11 protein-coding genes and 1 pseudogene are annotated in these 14,168 nt (G+C 49.5%); 9 read left to right on the top strand and 3 right to left on the bottom strand.

Annotated features, from left to right (window positions below):
* Window positions 1-5: 5 nt before the first annotated feature.
* Entirely contained in the window at window positions 6-1,340 is a 1,335-nt protein-coding gene (locus tag HUF13_RS03350) for an MATE family efflux transporter (protein WP_173473803.1), read from the bottom strand.
* 105 nt (window positions 1,341-1,445) lie between these two features.
* The gene (locus tag HUF13_RS03345; RefSeq protein WP_173473802.1) at window positions 1,446-1,925 is read right to left on the bottom strand and encodes an acyl-CoA thioesterase; all 480 of its coding nucleotides are present in this window, start codon (window positions 1,923-1,925) and stop codon (window positions 1,446-1,448) included.
* A gap of 61 nt (window positions 1,926-1,986) precedes the next feature.
* Between HUF13_RS03345 and HUF13_RS03340 the strand changes: the two genes are divergently transcribed.
* The 6 genes from HUF13_RS03340 to HUF13_RS03315 all read left to right on the top strand — a co-directional run bounded on the left by HUF13_RS03340 (window position 1,987) and on the right by HUF13_RS03315 (window position 9,852).
* Window positions 1,987-2,127 carry a hypothetical protein gene (locus HUF13_RS03340; protein WP_012820363.1) on the top strand — a complete coding sequence of 47 codons (141 nt, stop codon included), beginning with the start codon at window positions 1,987-1,989 and terminating at the stop codon, window positions 2,125-2,127.
* Between the two features lie 169 nt (window positions 2,128-2,296).
* Entirely contained in the window at window positions 2,297-6,376 is a 4,080-nt protein-coding gene (locus HUF13_RS03335) for a DUF3418 domain-containing protein (protein ID WP_173473801.1), read from the top strand.
* Between the two features lie 37 nt (window positions 6,377-6,413).
* The gene (locus HUF13_RS03330; protein WP_304038766.1) at window positions 6,414-7,217 is read left to right on the top strand and encodes a hypothetical protein; all 804 of its coding nucleotides are present in this window, start codon (window positions 6,414-6,416) and stop codon (window positions 7,215-7,217) included.
* Complete coding sequence (locus HUF13_RS03325) at window positions 7,217-8,494, top strand: peptidylprolyl isomerase (protein WP_173473799.1); 1,278 nt, start codon at window positions 7,217-7,219, stop codon at window positions 8,492-8,494. Before HUF13_RS03330 ends, HUF13_RS03325 begins: the two co-directional genes overlap by 1 nt.
* A 1-nt stretch (window position 8,495) precedes the next feature.
* Complete coding sequence (gene ftsE, locus HUF13_RS03320) at window positions 8,496-9,185, top strand: cell division ATP-binding protein FtsE (protein WP_173387612.1); 690 nt, start codon at window positions 8,496-8,498, stop codon at window positions 9,183-9,185.
* Between the two features lie 82 nt (window positions 9,186-9,267).
* The gene (locus HUF13_RS03315; RefSeq protein WP_173473798.1) at window positions 9,268-9,852 is read left to right on the top strand and encodes a hypothetical protein; all 585 of its coding nucleotides are present in this window, start codon (window positions 9,268-9,270) and stop codon (window positions 9,850-9,852) included.
* A 191-nt stretch (window positions 9,853-10,043) separates the two neighbouring features.
* Here HUF13_RS03315 and HUF13_RS03310 read toward each other — a convergent pair whose 3' ends face one another.
* Window positions 10,044-12,587: a DNA gyrase/topoisomerase IV subunit A gene (locus HUF13_RS03310; RefSeq protein ID WP_173473797.1), complete on the bottom strand. Its 2,544-nt coding sequence runs from the start codon at window positions 12,585-12,587 to the stop codon at window positions 10,044-10,046.
* Window positions 12,588-12,815: 228 nt separating this feature from the next.
* Between HUF13_RS03310 and HUF13_RS03305 the strand changes: the two genes are divergently transcribed.
* The 3 genes and pseudogenes from HUF13_RS03305 to HUF13_RS17230 form a co-directional block, all read left to right on the top strand.
* The gene (locus HUF13_RS03305; RefSeq protein WP_173473796.1) at window positions 12,816-13,148 is read left to right on the top strand and encodes a hypothetical protein; all 333 of its coding nucleotides are present in this window, start codon (window positions 12,816-12,818) and stop codon (window positions 13,146-13,148) included.
* Between the two features lie 198 nt (window positions 13,149-13,346).
* Window positions 13,347-13,487 carry a hypothetical protein gene (locus tag HUF13_RS03300; RefSeq protein ID WP_173473795.1) on the top strand — a complete coding sequence of 47 codons (141 nt, stop codon included), beginning with the start codon at window positions 13,347-13,349 and terminating at the stop codon, window positions 13,485-13,487.
* 39 nt (window positions 13,488-13,526) lie between these two features.
* Window positions 13,527-14,159: pseudogene (locus HUF13_RS17230) on the top strand (FISUMP domain-containing protein); the annotation flags it as partial.
* Window positions 14,160-14,168: the final 9 nt, after the last annotated feature.

Below are 14,168 nucleotides of genomic sequence, written 5' to 3'. Positions count from 1 at the left end.
TCTATTTATACCACAGCCTTGCTTTTCCAGCGGCCGCTACGCCAGCGCCAAATGTTGGCGAACGAACGGTAGAATTCGTCGGCGGCCATGCCAAGCCAAAGGCCGGGGAGTCCGAGCCCGACAACGAATGCGAGGATAAGCGATGTTGCAAGCCCAAGCGTCCACATCATGCCGCTACCTACGAGCGCTGGGAATTTGGAATCGCCTGCAGCACGGAGCGATGTGGTGACAATAAAGTTTACAGCTTTGAACGGCTGCACAGCGACATCGCACCAAAGGCAAATTTTCCCGAGGCGGAGAACTTCTGGATTGTCGGTGTAGAGCCTGAGCAAGTGTTCGCCGAGGAGCGCGACAGCGACGGATAGCAAGAATCCGCTGATGATGCCCACGGCGAGTGTTTGGTGAACACGACGGTTTGCTTTGACGTAGTCATGTGCACCGACGAGGTGCGCCACGAGAATCTGGTTTCCGCTGCCAAGGCCGACTCCGAGAATGACGGAAAGTGCGGCAAAGTTTCCTGCGAACACGCGGGCGGTCATTGCGGTTGTGCCGATGTAGACGACCATCGCGGTGATGAACACTTGGAAAAGCTGGAAACTGATGGGCTCTGCTGCGGCGGGGAGGCCGATGCGGATCCAGTCGGGCAAAAGAACGCGGGTACGTTTCCAGTCGCGAATTTTGCTGTGGTGGTGCACTTTGAACTTGAGTACAAGCCAAAGGATGCACGAAGAAATAAGCCAAGAAAGTGCGGTCGCGAGGGCCACGCCGTGAACGCCCATTTTAGGGAGTCCAAAAAGTCCTTCGAGGAATACGACGTTCAAAGCGGCGTTTGTGGCAATTGTGAGCGTGTTCCCGATAAGGTTCCAAATGGTAAGGCCGTGTGTTGCGATGAGGGCGGTCAAAATGGTTTGCAAGGCGCGGAAAGCGAATCCGAATGAAACAACGCTTAAAAATTGCGTAGCGAATTCAGCAGGTGCTTCTGTGAGTCCCATCCATTGCGGAATGTTTCCGGAAAGTGGATAAATGACGAGCGTGAGCGCGATGCCGAGAAGAATGCTCCCGAAAAGGACCATCGTCTGTGTGCTGCTCGCGTGGCTGTTCTGTTTTGCGCCAATGTACTGCGAAACAATGCTGGCGCCCGATTGTGAGAATGCGTGGAGCGCGGTGAAAAGAGCCCCGAGAATGGGAAGCATGGCGCCAACGCCCGCGGCTGCGGTTTCGGAAGTGCGCGACAAAAACCAGCTGTCCATCATGGGCTGGATCATGCTCACGGCGAATGTGAGGATTAGCGGCCATGAAAGGCTAATGAGCGAACGGTCCTTGACGTCGATCTTTTTCATGTGTGAAAATCTAGAAACGAGACCCCTAACGTCAAAGGGGCTTTTTGGTGAAAATGTTTTCGACTGTAACCAGTGTTTTTTAGACGAAGGAATTTATTTGTATTTTTACTTTAACTGATCTGCAAGCGCTTTTCTTGCGTTGCGGCGGATTTCGGCTTCTTCGAAACGGCGGATTTCGTCTTCGGTTTCGGGGATGATGGAGGGAATAGGGGTGGGCTTGCCGCTTTCGTCCAGAGCGACAAATGTCATGTACGCGTGGCAAATGACTTCGGGCTGCCACGAAATTTGCGGGTGAACGCCGACGACTTTGAGACCGACTTCTAATGAAGTGTTGAACACGCGGTTCACGGAGGCTTTAATCGTGAGAATTGTGCCGACGGTTGCCGGCTTGAAAAAGCGTACATTGTCGATGGAAATCGTTGTGACTCTGCGCCTTGCGTGCGTGTAGGCGGCGATGCAGGCGGCTTTGTCGAGGAGCGACATCATGTGTCCGCCGAATACGAAATTGTAGGCGTTGACGTCGGAAGGGTGAACGATGTCGCGGGTTTCGACTTGAGATTGCTTGACTGTTTTTGCGTTTTCCATGCTAAAAAAATAAGTAATGTATTGGCGGTGCGGGGGCACGAATTTCTATATTCAGTGCATTATGGAAGAAAAAAAGACTTACAGAGAAGTGATGCCGGGGGAACTCCCCTGCGAAGTGCCGGAATGCGATGGCGTGATGGTGGTGGACCCCGATAACAGCTACAAACTCACCTGCGACAAATGCGGGCATATTAAGGAATGAGCACGCTCCTTACAGTCGCTTTGGGCTATGGGCACGGAGCAAAAGCTCCTTTGAAATTGCGTTGGACTTTTCTTGTTACAATAAGCCCATTCCCCATACCTCAAAGTGCCGAAGGCACGACCCCATAGCTCATACCTGAAAGCAGCGTAGCTGCGACCTCATAGCTAGAATGCAATTAACCGATTTGAAAATTGAATATCCTGAGCTTCCTGTTGTTGAACATCGGGATGAGTTTTTTGAGCTTTTAGAAAAACATCAAGTTATTATTGTCAAGGCCGATACGGGTTCCGGCAAATCTACGCAATTACCGAAGTTTTTGTTAGAGTGGTTTTTAGAAAAAGTAGACAGTAGGAAGTCGGAAGTAGGAAGTGATGGGGAGTGTCATTCGGAGACTCCTAAATCCTGTAACCTAAAACCTAATACCTGTTCCTTTAAAATCGGCGTTACCGAGCCTCGGCGTTTAGCGGCGATTTCCATTGCCGACCGCTTGCGCGAAGAACTCAAGGACGAAGAGCTTGTCTCGACGAAAATTCGTTTCTGGGAACAAGGTACAAATGAAGCCCCCATCAAGGTGATGACGGACGGTATCTTGTTGCAGGAGTTCCGCAAGGACCGCTTGTTCCGGCAGTACAACGCCATCATGATTGACGAAGCGCATGAACGCTCGTTGAACATCGATATCTTGCTTGGCATTTTCAAGACGGTACTTTCTCGTCGTCCGGATTTCAAGTTGATTGTTGCATCGGCAACGCTTGACGCAAAACTTTTTGAAGAATTTTATGACAACAGTTGCGTGATGGAGGCCGAAGGCCGCACGTATCCTGTGGATGTCGAGTATTATTTCTCAGATACGAGAACGGGCGGAGCCCTACAGACGAGAGACGAGAGAGGATTCGGTCGTGATATCAGTGGCAAGGGCGATTCGGGGTTGATTGAAGAAGCGCGTGATGCGATTCTCGATTTGGAAACGCGACATCGCGACCATTTGCTCTGCTTTTTGCCGACGGAACGCGACATTCAGGACTTGGCGGGCGAGCTTGCGCATGAGCTGGATGCCGCGACTTTTGATGTGCTTCCGTTGTATGGACGCATGAGTCCTGACGAACAGCGCCGTATTTTCAAGCATACAGGCAAGACGCGTGTGGTCTTGGCGACGAACATTGCTGAAACATCGCTTACGATTCCGGGCATTGCTTACGTTGTCGATACGGGTATGGCTCGAATCTCGCGCTACAATGCGCAGGCGAGAATCCAAGGGCTTCCCGTCGAAGAAATTTCGAAGGCCAGCGCGCGGCAGCGCGCTGGACGCGCGGGGCGCGTGAAGCCCGGCGTGTGCATTCGCCTTTACTCTCCCGAAAATTTCGAAAAGCGCGATGAATTCACGGAGCCAGAAATTCGCCGTAGCAATCTTGCGAACGTCGTTTTGCAGTTGCGCAGCCTCGGGCTGGAACTTGAAAACTTCCCGTTCTTGCAGTCGCCTCCGCATTCGGCATTTCGCGGCGCTTACAAGACGTTGTTTGAACTGGGTGCGCTCACCGCTGATAATTCTAGCGGTCACGTGACTAAGCTTGGCCGCGATATGACGCGCCTCCCGATGGACGTGTCGCTTTCGGCGGTTCTTTTGCGCGCCCGTGATTTGGGCGTTTTGCAGCCTGCGCTTATTGTGTGCTCGGCACTTAGCATCCAGGATCCGCGTGTGGTGCCGAACGATGAACCGGAACGCACTCGCATCCGTCAGTTGCACCGAAAATTCTGCGGTCACAAGAGCGACTTTCTCGTTTACGTTTCGATGTGGAATGCGTTCTGCACGGACTGGGACGGCAAAACTTGGAACAAACTCCGCAAGTTCTGCGACAAGAACAGCATGCATTTTTTGCGCTTGCGTGAATGGGTGGATTTGTACGAACAGTTCAGTCGCATTCTTGAAGTGAAGTTTGAAAATAAAGTTTGTCCGTTCGATTCGTTCCATCGCGACAATTTGCACATTGCGCTTCTCTCCGGATTCTTGGGCGGGATTGCGCACCGCGATATCGAAAACGGCTGTTACCGCTTGGTGAGCGGCCGCGAAACGCATGTGTTCCCCGGCAGTGATTTGTACGCCAAGAGCGTGGAATGGCTTTTCAGTGCCGAAGTGCGCGAAACAAGCCGCACGTTCCTCACGAAGGCTGCCGAAATCAAGCCGGAATGGATTTTGCAAGTGGCAGAACCGTTTTGTACGCGTCGCTGGTTTGAACCGACATGGAACAAGGAACGCGGCTTTGTCGAAGCGGTTGAAGAAGTGAGCTTCCGCGGACTTGTGATTAGCCGTGGCCATCGTGTGGATTATGCTCGCGTAAATCCCGAAGACTGCGCCCAGATTTTTTGGCGTGAAGCAGTGGTGATGGGCGAGGTGGCGCGTCCGTTCCCGTTCATGACGCACAACGATCGCGTCGTTGAAAATCTGCATGCCCTCGAAGCGCGTAAACGCCAGTTCGGGCTTGCTCCGAGCGAAGATGCTCTTGTGGAATACTACACGCGAATTGCGTGCAAAGTAAACTCTATTAAGACGCTCAAGGATTACATTCACGAGCACACCGACCAATTTTTGAAATTTGATGAAAAGTATTGGCTGGACCAGTTGGATGGCGGCACGACCGGAACAACTTGGACAAGTGATGCTGACGGGTTCCGCACTGGATCCTTCGCTGCGCTCAGGATGACGAATGTAGCGCTTGGGAAGACGAATGCAGGCAACGTCATTCTGAACCCTGAAAGGGTGAAGAATCCAGTCAAGTTTAAAGATGTCGCCCCTACTCTCGGCGGTTCCATCGAGCATTTCCGTATTGGCGAGCGCGTTGTCACAGGCGAAATGGTTTTTGATGCGACTCGCGATTGTGATGGCATAACGCTCTCGTTGCCTTATGATTTGCTGACTGAAATTTCTCCGGCAAAATTTGCGATGAGCATTCAGCAATGGCGCGAATGGATGATTGAATCTGTGATTCGTGAAATGCCCAAGAGCGTCAAGAAATTGCTCGAAGCAAAACGCACCGCAATTGACGATGAATTTTATGCAGCGCTTGATAACTTTCCGCATAAAGCGCCTCTATTGTTGCTTTACGAGGTCCTTTCGAATACAAAGGAAATTCGCTCGGGTGCAAACGGCGCTAGCATCGATGTCCCGACGGTGAATCCCGACAAAGAAAATCATTTGCGTTTGCATTTGGTTGTTTCGAAGCCCGGCTTCCCGGAACCTTATAAACTCGAAATTTCTCCAGAATGGGGCTCTTATCGCATGTTCTTGGCGGTTCGCCCGGCGATTGTGACGTTTGGAATTGACTTTCCGCTTGAAGAAATGCGCTTTGGCTGGCGCTTGGGCGAGTCTGCGTTGATGGGTGCGGATGAATCCCGCTTCTGGCAATCTTTCCGCAAACGTGTAGAGAGCGGGCGTCTCGAAACGGCGTCGCATCTCGATACTGCATCACATCCCGCACAGCAAAAGACTTCGCTTTCCGAAGAGAAAAAGCAACTCATTGCCGACCGCTTGAATATGCTTGAAACGGGTGGGCTTTATTCTGATGGCTTTGAAACGGCGCTCAAGATTTGGGTTGCAAAATCGCTTGCTGCCGACGGCCTTGATGCCAATCGCTGTGTTCGTTTTTCAGGACTTGAATTTTCGCGTGGCAAAAAGATTCGCGACTTCAGGAGCCTTGCCGCAAATACCCGCAGCGAAGATGAAGAAATCCGCCTCTCGCTTGTGCGTGCTACATATGAATCAGGCCTTGTTGGTGCTGATGCGTTTGTCAAATGCTGGAATATCCTCAAAGATTTCAGCGTGAACATGCGCAATGCAAACGAAAAATCGATTTTAAAAAATAAAATAATAATAGCGATCCATTCGGCGTACCAAAAAGAGCTTACTTTGTTTGAACGTCTGTGCGCAGTCTCGCCGCTTCTGGGTGGATCCCTCGATTCCGGCGCCGCTCGCGAAAACACTGAACTTTCTGCCAACACGCTTCGCGAATATTTCCGCCCGTACCTCAAGGCCCGTTACCTCAAGGATCACGAACTCAAGAATGCTCGCGAACTCCTCGGAAAAATCGACCGCACGCCGGTAGATAACGGGGATTATGCCGATCTTTACCTACAGGCGAAGGCGCTGCTTGAAGATTTCGAAATCTTGAAATACAAGCGCAAAGGTGGTGATGTCGAAGATATTGTGGAAGAAGACGCTTTGGCGAGGTTGAAAGGTCGTTTTGGACGTCTTTAAGTACTCTCATGGTTCTGAATTTGCTAAATTTGACGCGATGAAATCTCTTATTCGAATATTACTTGCTTTTAGTTTGGTGCTTTTTGCCGCCTGCAAGTCCGAAGACCCCGTGATTGTTACGGTGGGTGACTCCAAGTTGCACCAGTCGGAGATTTATACGTATGCTCCTGATTGGGATTCCTGGGGCGACAACGAACGCATTCTCTTTTTGCAGCACTGGATTGATGAAGAACTTGTTTACCAGCAGGCTGTGAAAAACGGTGCGCTCAATGATTCTGCGCTAATCCGCATGCTCGAACGTACGAAGCGTAAAATTGTAGCCGATTACTACATGCAGACCTTCCTCGATACGATGATGGTGAGCGACGGCGAAAAAATTGACTTTTATCATAAGAACAAGAATCTTTATTTGAACGGAAAGACAAGAGTTTCGGGCGCGATTCTTTCGTTTGGCGACTGGAAGTCTTCTGTGCTTTATTACAAGGAATTCAAGAACACCAAGTTTGAATCGATTCCGCCGAATCACCGATTGGTAAAGCGCATGAGGGAATTCGATGCTGTCGATAAAACGCCGGATCCGTGCATGATTCCGTCGATTCATAAGGCTGTTGTTGGGCGTATTACGCCGATGAAAGTTTGCGACGGCGCTGCAAAGATTGCGGTGATTACAAACCGTCTTGATTCCGCTGACGCGCGTCCGCTTGATGAGGTGATTGAAGATGTTTCCATGCAAGCTTGGATGGAACACCAGAACGTCGTTTTGAAGCGCCTCAAGGACGAATGGAAAACGGGTATTCCCATAATTACGAAGATGAACGTACTTAGTGAAAAGGAAAAATAATGAATCGTATTGCCTCTTTAGTTTTTGCCCTGTGTACTGCTTGCTTTGCCGATCCGGTGTTGATGGAAGGCATTGCTGCTGTTGTCGATGGCAAGCCGATTATGCGTTCGGAGTTTATGAACAACCTTTACAGGTTCCAGGATACGCCTGAAGCTTCGAACATGACGGAAGCGCAACAGAAAGAAGCTGTTCTGAACCGCTTGATTGAAGAAAAAGTTTTGCTCAGCCGCATTGACCGCGACTCGATTGTGATTACGGAAGCCGAAGTGGATCAGCGTGTGACTGCTCATTTGCAGTCGATTGCCGCAAGCCAAAAAATCGACATGGCGACTCTTGAAAAGGCTGTTCGTGCGCAACTTGGCCTTTCTATGATCCAGTACCGTGAACAGCTTGGTAAGCAAATCCGCACGCATATGGAAATTTCCCGTGTGCGTCAGCTCCACGTGGGCACCATTCACCCGACCAAAAAAGAAGTGGATGCGTTCTACAAGGATTACAAGGATTCGCTCCCGCGCCAGTTCAACTGCGTTTTGCTCAGCCACATCCAGATTCCTGTGAAACCGGATTCCATGATTGTGGACTCCGTGAAGCATGTGGCCGAAACCTTGATTGATAGCTTGAACCTCGGTATCAAATTTGAACTTTTGGCCAAGAACCACTCGCAGGACAGCTCTGCTGCAAAGGGCGGCGACCTCGGTTATTTCAAGCGCGGCCTTTTGGACCCGGCTTTCGAACAGGCCATCGCTCGTTTGAAGAATGGTCACTATGCTTCGACTCCGGTCAAGACGGACTTGGGTTGGCACATTGCCCGTGTGATTGGCCGTAAAGAAGATGGCGTGCGTTCTGCACAAATTCTCTTGCGCACAATTCCGACGGCAAAGGATACTGCGGCTGTGGTGGCGCTCGCCGATTCGCTCCGCAAAGCTATTACGACAAAGGAACAATTCGCAACGGCCGCTAAGAAGTTTAGTGAAGACAAGTCCAGCAACTTCCAGGGAGGCTTGCTTGGCTGGTTCCAGCGTAACGAAATGGAACCCGCTTATGTAGATCCGGTTGCTAACTTAAGTGTTGGTGAAATTTCGGAACCGGTCATGATTGACGGTGCTTATCACTTGTTCCGTTTGGATGATTCTCGTCAGGTGCGCGAACTCACGCTCGAAGAAGATTACGGCAAAATTGAACTCATGGCTGCAACGCACTTGGAAAATGAAAAGCTCGAAAGGCTTATCAAAAAGTGGCGCAAAGAAGTCCTTGTCGAAATCAGAATGACGGAATAATATGATTCATTTTACCCACGTCACGAAATCTTACGAAGCCAACTGGAAGGCGTTGAACAACGTCACCTTCCGTATAAACAAGGGCGAGTTTGTTTTCTTGACGGGGCATTCTGGCGCTGGAAAATCAACGCTTTTGCGCTTAATTTATATGGACGAACGTCCGGATGAATTGCGTGGCGGCCAGGTGATGGTCAAGTTCTCGGACAATGTTCTGTACGATAGCAAGAATACTCCGGACGATAGAATCCAGGCGCTCCGCCGCAAGATGGGAATTATTTTCCAGGACTTTAAACTTTTGCCGGACCGGAACGTTTTTGAAAATGTAGCGCTTGCACTCCGCATTGTGGGGACTCCGAGTAACAAGATTAACGGTGCGGTTTTTGATGCGCTTGCGCTCGTGGGCATTAGCCAAAAGCGCTTTGCAATGCCTTACACGCTCTCGGGCGGTGAACAGCAGCGCGTGGCGATTGCCCGTGCGATGGTGCACAACCCGTATTTGCTTTTGGCTGACGAACCGACCGGTAACTTGGACCCGAAAAACGCTGAAGAAGTCTTCTGCATTTTCAAGGAAATCAATGCCCGCGGAACGACCATCCTCATGGCAACGCATAATCCGGACTTTTATCTGAACAGCCCCTTCCGCCGTTTGGAACTCAGTCACGGCGAACTCTTGAACAGAGATATTCTTTAACAGTATCTTGTATTGAAATTTTGGAGGGTATGATTTATGCGTCGAATAGTGATTCTATGTTGTTTGATATTCTTCTGTTCCCATGCTTTTGCTGATGGATTTTTTTTTTGGAGGTGAAGGTGCAGGGTGGACTGATCATGTCAATGATAAAGCTGTTTATAATGAAGATTTTAGTATGACCTTGGAAGGTGGAATTCCGGTTGGGAAAAATCTTTATCTGAATGCTGATGTATTTAGTTACCACATGATTTCGGATAGAAGTGATACGAGTCATTTTGACCATAGAGTATCAGGGATAAACTCGTTTGTTTCTTTTGCTTTCCTTCCGTTTGTTGTGTTACGTGGTGAAGGCCGCCATGATGACGATATTCTGATGAATAGCTTTTTTTGGACTTTGTTCTTGTTGAATCCAACCGTGGAATATTTCTTTTGGAAGGGTTGGATTCCTGTATCGGTGAGTGCTGGTTATAAGATGGATTGGTTTGCTTTTAGTCCCGGTCGTAAATTCTATTTCAGACCACATGCTGATTTGAACATTAATTTTATGGTTTTAAGAGTTTCTGCATCGTATGCTTATGTGGTTACGAATACATACGAACTTAAAAGGGGACCGCGATTTTATTTGAAAGTTTATTTGGGGTGGGTGGATCGAGATTCTAATGAATAGAGATTTTAAATAGCGCCCTTTATTGAATGTAAAAAGAAATGCCCCGCTTCTGCGGGGCATAATTCATTAATTCCGTCATTGCGAGCCCCCTCGAATTGTCATTCCCGATTTAATCGGGAATCACCTTCTCGTCCTAAAAAAGGAGATGCCCGCACGGAGGCGGGCATGACATCAAAGCGGAGCTTTCTTTTCTAGAACAAGCTCGGGTCTTCGCTTTCGCTTGCGTCGCCTTCGCCACTTCCGTCGCTAAACGGGTCTGCCGGCGAAATGCGGCTCACGCGCTTGATCTTCTTGGCGGTGAACTTGCTGCCGAGAGCCTTGTAGCCCTTGACTTCCGCAATTTCCGTCAAGTCAAGTTCTTCCTTCTGGACTTCGCGACCCACCTGGTATTCCATCAGTTCGCGGGCGTCATCTGTTGCAAAGAGCTCGATGAGCTTCGTGTCCTTGTGGTCAGAGACCACGCTGAATTCCGTCGTCATGGGGCAGCCTTCGAGGTTGAAGCGCTTGACCATGTAGTTGAAATTCGAGCCTTCGAAGTAAAGTACCGTAAAGACCTGTGCGGGGTCGTACTTGTGCAGATACTTGATGTTCGAACCCACGAGAATCGGGTCTGCCATGTTGTGCACGCGTGCGCTACCATCTTGCTTGATGATGAGCAACTTGTCGTTTTCGCCAAATTCACCGAGGCAATCGCCCTTCTTCTGCGTCGAGACGATACCGCTCGGAGCATCGAAGTAAAGCACTCTTGCGCCAAGCGTCGAAACGCCCTTGCGGAGTCTCTTGACCGTCTTGACCGGGTACTTCGAAACGATATTGCCGAGTGCGCCACGGCCCTTGACTTCGACTTCGCTAAAGTCCACTTCAAAGTTCAGCTTGATACGCGGACGCGGCTTCAAGATGACTTCCACGACTTCGGCTTCGCCGTTCATGTTGCTCGACATGTAAAGAATCTTGCTACCGGGCTTGTTCTTGCCCATGTAGTAATCCTTGTCGCGGGTCACGCCACCGACGTTGAAGCGCTTGATGTAAGCGTAGCCGTCCTTGCCATCCTGGTGGATGACGTTATAGATATGGCGTTCGTCGTCCTTGTTGAACTTTTCAACGAGGATGATGTCCTTACCGACAAAGTCCTTGTCGCTGACCTTCACGACTTTGAAGCTACCGTCGGCCTTGAACACGATCAAGTCATCGTATTCGGACACGTCGAAGAGGTATTCTTCCTTCTTCATGCCGGTACCCACGAAACCTTCCTTGCGGTTCACGTAGAGCTTCTGGTTTGCAAGCGCCACGTGTACAGCGTTCACCTTACCGAATTCGGCAATCTGCGTGCGACGTTCCTTGCCTTCGCCATACTTCTTCAAGATGTTCTTGAAGTGGTTCACGGCGTAGTCAATGATATGTTCCTGGTTGTACTTGCAGGTTGCGATGCTCTCTTCCAGTTCCTTCAAGAGCTGGTCGGCCTTTTCGCGGTCGTAATGGCTTATACGGCGGATCGGGATTTCGATGAGCTTGCCGATTTCTTCGTCTGTAACTTCTTTGCGGTGCAGGCGCTTGAGGTACGGCGTAAGTCCTTCGCGAACGAGACGGATAATTTGTTCACGGTCCTTGGCCTTCTTGATGACCTCGTAGACTTCCTTCTCGATAAAGATCTTTTCGAGCGTGGTCATGTGCCACTTGTCTTCGAGGTGCTTGAGCTCGTTGGCCAGTTCCCATTCCAAAAGTTTCACGGTATGTTCCGTGTTCAGCTTGAGAATATCCGAGACGCCCACGAATTTCGGGTGCTTGTCAATAATGACGCATGTGCACGGCGAAAGCGACTTTTCGCAGTCCGTGAAGGCGTAAAGCGCGTCAATGGCCACCTGCGGGTCCGTCCCCGGCTGCAAGTGTACGAGAATTTCGACGCCCTGGCTCGTGTTGTCGTCCACGTGCTTGATTTTGATTTTGCCCTTGTCGTTTGCCTTGACAATGCTTTCAATCAAGCTCACGGTCGTGGTGCCGTACGGGATTTCGCGGATGGCGAGCGTCTTGTTATCGACCTTTTCAATCTTCGCGCGGACCTTGACCTTGCCCCCGCGTTGACCGTCGTTGTAGTCCGACACGTCGATAATGCCGCCCGTGAAAAAGTCCGGGTAAAGCGTAAACTTCTTGCCGCGCAAACAGGCGATGCTAGCCTCGCAGAGTTCGCGGAAGTTGTGGGGGAGGATGGAAGTCGAAAGACCGACTGCGATACCATCGACGCCCTGAGCCAAAAGCAACGGGAACTTGACCGGGAGCGTGACCGGTTCTTCGCTACGGCCATCGTAACTCGGGATCCATTCCGTTGTTTCGGGGTTGAACACGACATCAACAGCGAACGGCGTGAGGCGGCCTTCGATATAACGGGGGGCGGCAGCGCGGTCGCCCGTGTAGGGGTTGCCCCAGTTACCCTGGGTGTCGATGAGCAAATTCTTCTGACCGAGGCCCACAAGAGCATCGCCGATGGAGGCGTCACCATGCGGGTGGTAAGCCATCGTTCGACCGACAATCGTTGCTACCTTCTGGTAACGACCATCGTGGTTTTCGAACATGGAATGCAAAATACGGCGCTGGACAGGCTTCAGTCCATCTTCAAAATACGGGACTGCACGGTCCAAAATCACATAGCTGGCGTAATCCAGGAACCAGCCGTCATAAAGTCGTTCTAGGTGATTGACGTTAGATAAACCTAGAGTAGTATCGGGTGTTTCTTGATTCATGGCTCGAAATTTAGAAAAAAAATCCTGGCAAAAAAAATCGTAGTGCTCATTAGGGCAAAAAGTACGGTTTTTTATATAGGAGGGGGGGAAGTTGAACTTTTGTGTTGTTAATGGAATGTTGACAAGACGCGGGCTGTCGATTCGCTAAAATTCTAGACGCACGCATTTTCCGTCCATAAATCTACACCACAATCAAGAGAGGAGCTCACATTATGTTATATTGTTTATATGAAACTTTTGTCGGTATTACTTCTTTGCCTTACACTGATTATTTCAAACGCGTTTGCAATATCCCTGGATTCGCCATCGATAACTATAAATAAAGTAAACGAGACTGTGGAATCACGTATAGAAACATCTGATACAACATCGGACAATAGCTGGAAAGTCGCAACAGGAGCAATGTCGCCAATATTAATGTTCGGCGGACTCATGGCTTTGGTGTACTCTTTCGGTGTAGACGAACCTGCATCACGCGATAAATTCGAAAAAGGTGCTGTCATAGGTTTAGGACTTCTCGCCCTAGGAACTGCGGGACTCGTTTTCTCAATAGCTTTTTAAAGTGAATTACCGTTAGGAGCGAAAAAAAACAAAATGATTTAGTACCGCGGCCGACGTTGAAGGTTGTGAACTGACTATTTAAAGCCCTCATTGTTTAAAGTTTTAAACATCAGACGGGACTGATGCGGAATCTCCTTTTTATTTACATTTGTGGTGAAAGTGAACCGGATAGGTATATCCATCCAATGGGATAGTTAAATGAATATGATAAAATTGAATAGGGTTGCATTCTTTCTTACGGTTCTTATGCTTGTTGCTGAACCGGCTTGCGCCAAGTCGTCGTTGAAGGGCCTTTTAAAATCATTAAGCAAGGGAAAACAAAAGCAAACTGAAAAATAAGTCCCTGCCGCGGAACCCCAAAAACAGGAATCTCGAACGATGGCTAATTCTCAAGCAAAGGCCACTGCTCAAGCCCCAAATACGTTTGTGGATTCCAGAGATGGCGCTACATATAAATTTGTGAAAATTGGAAACCTGGTCTGGATGGCGCAAAACTTGAATTATGGCGATACCATTGCTGCTCCGGGACTAATTGGAAACTCCTGGTGCTATGATAATGATAAACGCAATTGCGCTCAGTATTGACGTCTGTACTCATGATCTGCCGCAATGGATAGTGCCGGAACTTTTTCGAATAACGCAAAAGGGTGTGGCAAAGGAAAAAAGTGTACTCCGATTTACCCCGTTCGTGGCGTTTGCCCGGAAGGGCGGCATTTCCCTGAAGCAACAGAGTGGCAAGACTTGTTTGAAGGTGTAGATAGAAAAAAGGATGGCCTGGCTGCAGCATGTGCTTATTGCAATTTTAAAGATGAATATGGTTTTGCTGGGCTTTTGGCAGGTTCTCGCTCCTTTGATGGTACGGACACTGTATTTGGTGGGCTTGGTAGTAACGGCGATTTTTGGACTTCTACTGAATCAGATGAAAAAGAAGCTTTTGAATGGGGCTTGCTGTCAAATATGAAAACGTATGGAACACCCGTTTTTGGAAAGACTGCAGGGTACTCTGTCCGTTGCGTCAAG

The sequence above is a fragment of the Fibrobacter succinogenes genome, from assembly GCF_902779965.1.
Lineage (GTDB): Bacteria > Fibrobacterota > Fibrobacteria > Fibrobacterales > Fibrobacteraceae > Fibrobacter > Fibrobacter succinogenes_F.
This window is presented reverse-complemented; position numbering and strand designations above follow the sequence as displayed.

Coding starts and splice junctions, on each gene's coding strand:
- ftsE (WP_173387612.1), top strand. CDS start 8,496: ATGATTCATTTTACCCACGTCACGAAATCTTACGAAGCCAACTGGAAG.
- HUF13_RS03315 (WP_173473798.1), top strand. CDS start 9,268: ATGCTTTTGCTGATGGATTTTTTTTTTGGAGGTGAAGGTGCAGGGTGG.
- HUF13_RS03330 (WP_304038766.1), top strand. CDS start 6,414: ATGAAATCTCTTATTCGAATATTACTTGCTTTTAGTTTGGTGCTTTTT.
- HUF13_RS03300 (WP_173473795.1), top strand. CDS start 13,347: ATGAATATGATAAAATTGAATAGGGTTGCATTCTTTCTTACGGTTCTT.
- HUF13_RS03350 (WP_173473803.1), bottom strand. CDS start 1,340: ATGAAAAAGATCGACGTCAAGGACCGTTCGCTCATTAGCCTTTCATGG.
- HUF13_RS03305 (WP_173473796.1), top strand. CDS start 12,816: ATGAAACTTTTGTCGGTATTACTTCTTTGCCTTACACTGATTATTTCA.
- HUF13_RS03335 (WP_173473801.1), top strand. CDS start 2,297: ATGCAATTAACCGATTTGAAAATTGAATATCCTGAGCTTCCTGTTGTT.
- HUF13_RS03310 (WP_173473797.1), bottom strand. CDS start 12,587: ATGAATCAAGAAACACCCGATACTACTCTAGGTTTATCTAACGTCAAT.
- HUF13_RS03345 (WP_173473802.1), bottom strand. CDS start 1,925: ATGGAAAACGCAAAAACAGTCAAGCAATCTCAAGTCGAAACCCGCGAC.
- HUF13_RS03340 (WP_012820363.1), top strand. CDS start 1,987: ATGGAAGAAAAAAAGACTTACAGAGAAGTGATGCCGGGGGAACTCCCC.
- HUF13_RS03325 (WP_173473799.1), top strand. CDS start 7,217: ATGAATCGTATTGCCTCTTTAGTTTTTGCCCTGTGTACTGCTTGCTTT.